Origin of the sequence: Moorena sp. SIO4E2 (assembly GCF_010671945.1) — a bacterium.
GTDB classification, from domain to species: Bacteria; Cyanobacteriota; Cyanobacteriia; order Cyanobacteriales; family Coleofasciculaceae; genus Moorena; species Moorena producens.
In genome coordinates this window covers 1-2,631 of record NZ_JAAHIE010000823.1, presented here as the reverse complement: position 1 = coordinate 2,631, position 2,631 = coordinate 1, and the positions used below count along the sequence as shown (strand labels likewise).

The 2,631-nt window shown below is 42.6% G+C and carries 4 protein-coding genes; 2 read left to right on the top strand and 2 right to left on the bottom strand.

Annotated elements, in window-relative coordinates:
- Positions 1–2: 2 nt before the first annotated feature.
- A complete protein-coding gene (locus tag F6K37_RS37720) occupies positions 3–482 on the top strand; it encodes a DNA phosphorothioation-associated protein 4 (protein WP_287256149.1) in 480 nt (159 codons plus the stop codon).
- Between the two features lie 218 nt (positions 483–700).
- On the opposite strand, the gene F6K37_RS37715 is transcribed toward F6K37_RS37720, so the two are convergent.
- On the bottom strand, positions 701–1,669 hold the full coding sequence (locus tag F6K37_RS37715; protein WP_287256147.1) for an Rpn family recombination-promoting nuclease/putative transposase: 969 nt from the start codon (positions 1,667–1,669) through the stop codon (positions 701–703).
- A 327-nt stretch (positions 1,670–1,996) separates the two neighbouring features.
- Positions 1,997–2,170 (bottom strand): hypothetical protein, encoded by a 174-nt coding sequence (locus tag F6K37_RS37710; RefSeq protein WP_193431461.1) that lies wholly within the window; start codon positions 2,168–2,170, stop codon positions 1,997–1,999.
- A gap of 351 nt (positions 2,171–2,521) precedes the next feature.
- On the opposite strand from F6K37_RS37710, the gene F6K37_RS37705 reads away from it, so the two are divergent.
- A partial coding sequence (locus tag F6K37_RS37705) for a DNA phosphorothioation-associated 4-like protein (protein ID WP_502887811.1) occupies positions 2,522–2,631 on the top strand: 110 nt, incomplete at its 3' end.

Sequence of the window (2,631 nt, the reverse complement as noted above, 5' to 3'; positions counted from 1 at the left end):
CAATGGCTGGAAATAGAATCAGGGTTGCTAAAGATAAGGCGGCTTTGGTGAAAGACCTAACCGCTTCCGATGGAAAAACTGGACCGTTTCAGACTTATGCTGATGTGATGGTGTTTGCAGCAGCTTTAGGAGTAAAGCGTAAAAAGCGATCGCCCCTGAAGGTAATTTCTAAACGAGAACCTGGTCCGATTGGACTGGAAATTTTTGTCTCAAGGGGATATGAGGTAGTAATTAAATTAATTGCGATCGCTGAGATTCAGGATACTAAAATTCTTTCTTCTATCGATAAAGAGTCTGAGGAAAAACGTATCTATATTTTTGAGGAGTATGCGAATGGAGGGCTTGATATTTTGCGCAATGAGTTGCGAGGTGCAGTAGACTATTCGGAGCGACTTTTGTTACTTTTAAATACTGAGAGGTATAAGAAGAAAGAATCTATAGCAAATGATCAACAGGAGTTTGATTTGAGTCGATTTTTGTGACAGCTAGCGCCTACACTTACGGGATAGGGAACTGTAGGCGCTGTCACTAATTCCGTTACAGCTGAGATGGTAAGCTGCTACGCAGCTTATCCCGAACTGACGTGTACCGCAAAATCAAATGTCCGGTGCGTAATTGGGCTTACTTCACTCATTTTGAATTCTGAATTTTGAATTTTGAATTTTGAATTTAGCACCGACTACCTGCACCGAGTACAGACTTATTCAGCAAACCCTGAATGTTCCTGTAGCCAGTCAAGCAAATCAGCGCTAGTCTGAAAATCCCACATGGCCTCTGCTAAATTATCTAATTCCTGGGAATTCAACCCAAAGATAGCTGCTCTTTGTTGTGAGGCTATTTCTGGGAAACGGCGCTCCAACTGTCCTAATAGTAAGCTTCTTTTTCCTTCTTCCCTACCTCGAATTTTTGCCTGTTCAATCTGTTCGATTTGCCATTGCGCCTCAAATTCTTGGGTACTCAAGATACTTGCTTCGTAACTTTTGTTATCCATATAACGCTTGTATGCCGCTCTTTCTTGGTCGGAGAGATTATTGACTCTTAAGGTTTCCTTGGCTTCCACCATGCCTAATGCTCCAAATTCATCCTTGATCTCACTGTTTTTGAGAAAATAGATCCATTCGTCTAGGTGGTTTTTCGCTGTCCCCTTAAAGTTCTTTACTTTCAGCAGGTAGTATTCTGGAAAGATATCTGCTACTTTTTCAATAGTATATTTTCTTTCTTGAGCTAGGGTAGGTTCCAGGATATCTCCTTGATTCACTCCCATGAACTCCGAGCGCAGACGATAAATATAGTCATCTCCCTTACCGAGGTTAAAGTAGACGATATTCACTGAGTAGATTTTCCGAATTTTACCGTACTCTTCCCCTTGTTCAAGATATTCGGTGACTAGCTGGGAAACACCGTAGAGCATCCGATGAAAATAATCGAGTTGGGAGTTGTTTTGCACTTCGATCAGGACTAACTCGGAGTTTTCGGTTTCCGCCAGAATATCGACACGGTTGCTTTTATCTTCCTCTGTCTGTTGATTGCCGACCCTTTCGAGAAGAGTTTGGATTTTGATCTGTGTATGTAATAACTCGCTTAAAAACCCTTCCAAGACTACATAATTGGCTTTATTGCGCAGTAGTCTTTTGATGGCCCAATCAAAGCGTATATGTCTGGTAGCCATGGTTGGTTTGTTTGTTTGACTACATATATTTTAGAGGATAAGTAGTCCGACAAAAGTAAAATTAACTGTTGAAATAGGGAGCAGGGAGCAGGGAGCAGGGAGCAGGGAGCAGAGGGGCTTTTGGCAACTAATCACAAGTTAATACAGCGATGCAGCGCTGCCTCCCCAAGCACACCTCTGCATCGCTCCTAAACTCCGAAACGTGAGTCTAGCTTACTTCTGACTTCTAACTTCTAACTTCATACGCTAAGGGTAGCGCTCTCCCGATTCCCTATTTCACAGCGTCGAAGCCTGTGCTAAGGAATGACTCGGTGATTGACCTGCATGTCACGGTACGGGAACAAAAAAAAGTAGAAACTTGGCACCAGGCATCAGCAGTTTCAGTACCTGCACATAGGCCTTAGCATCAGCCGGGTTCTCGAACCGAGCGAAAACAACTGGTGGCATCGGTCGTAACAACCGAACCACCACCCATGGGTATAGGTGTAGACTATCAGACATAATATTAAGTTATCTCCTGTAAGGGGAACCCAGAGCCAGCCTGCAGCCTTGCAAAACTCTAAGGCTGGCTCTTCCCGTGGATTTTATTTTCCACAATTTCAGTATATCACAAAAAAATGCATATTATAGCATATTTTTTTAATTTTTGTAAAAAAAATTTTTGAGGGAGTAGGGAGTGTGGTTAATATGGTGAGTGTCCCCCTCTTCCCTGCTCCCTGCTCCCTGCTCCCTCAAACCCATATATTTTTACCTGAAAAGTCGTAGAATTGCTATAATAAATAGATTACCGCACGTTAAGCTTTTTGCGATTAGGATTGTGCATAAGATTTATTAAAATTAGACACCAAGAGAATGGCTGGAAACAGAATCAGGGTTGCTAAAGATAAGGCGGCTTTGGTGAAAGACCTAACCGCTTCCGATGGAAAAACTGGACCGTTTCAGACTTATGCTGATGTGATGGT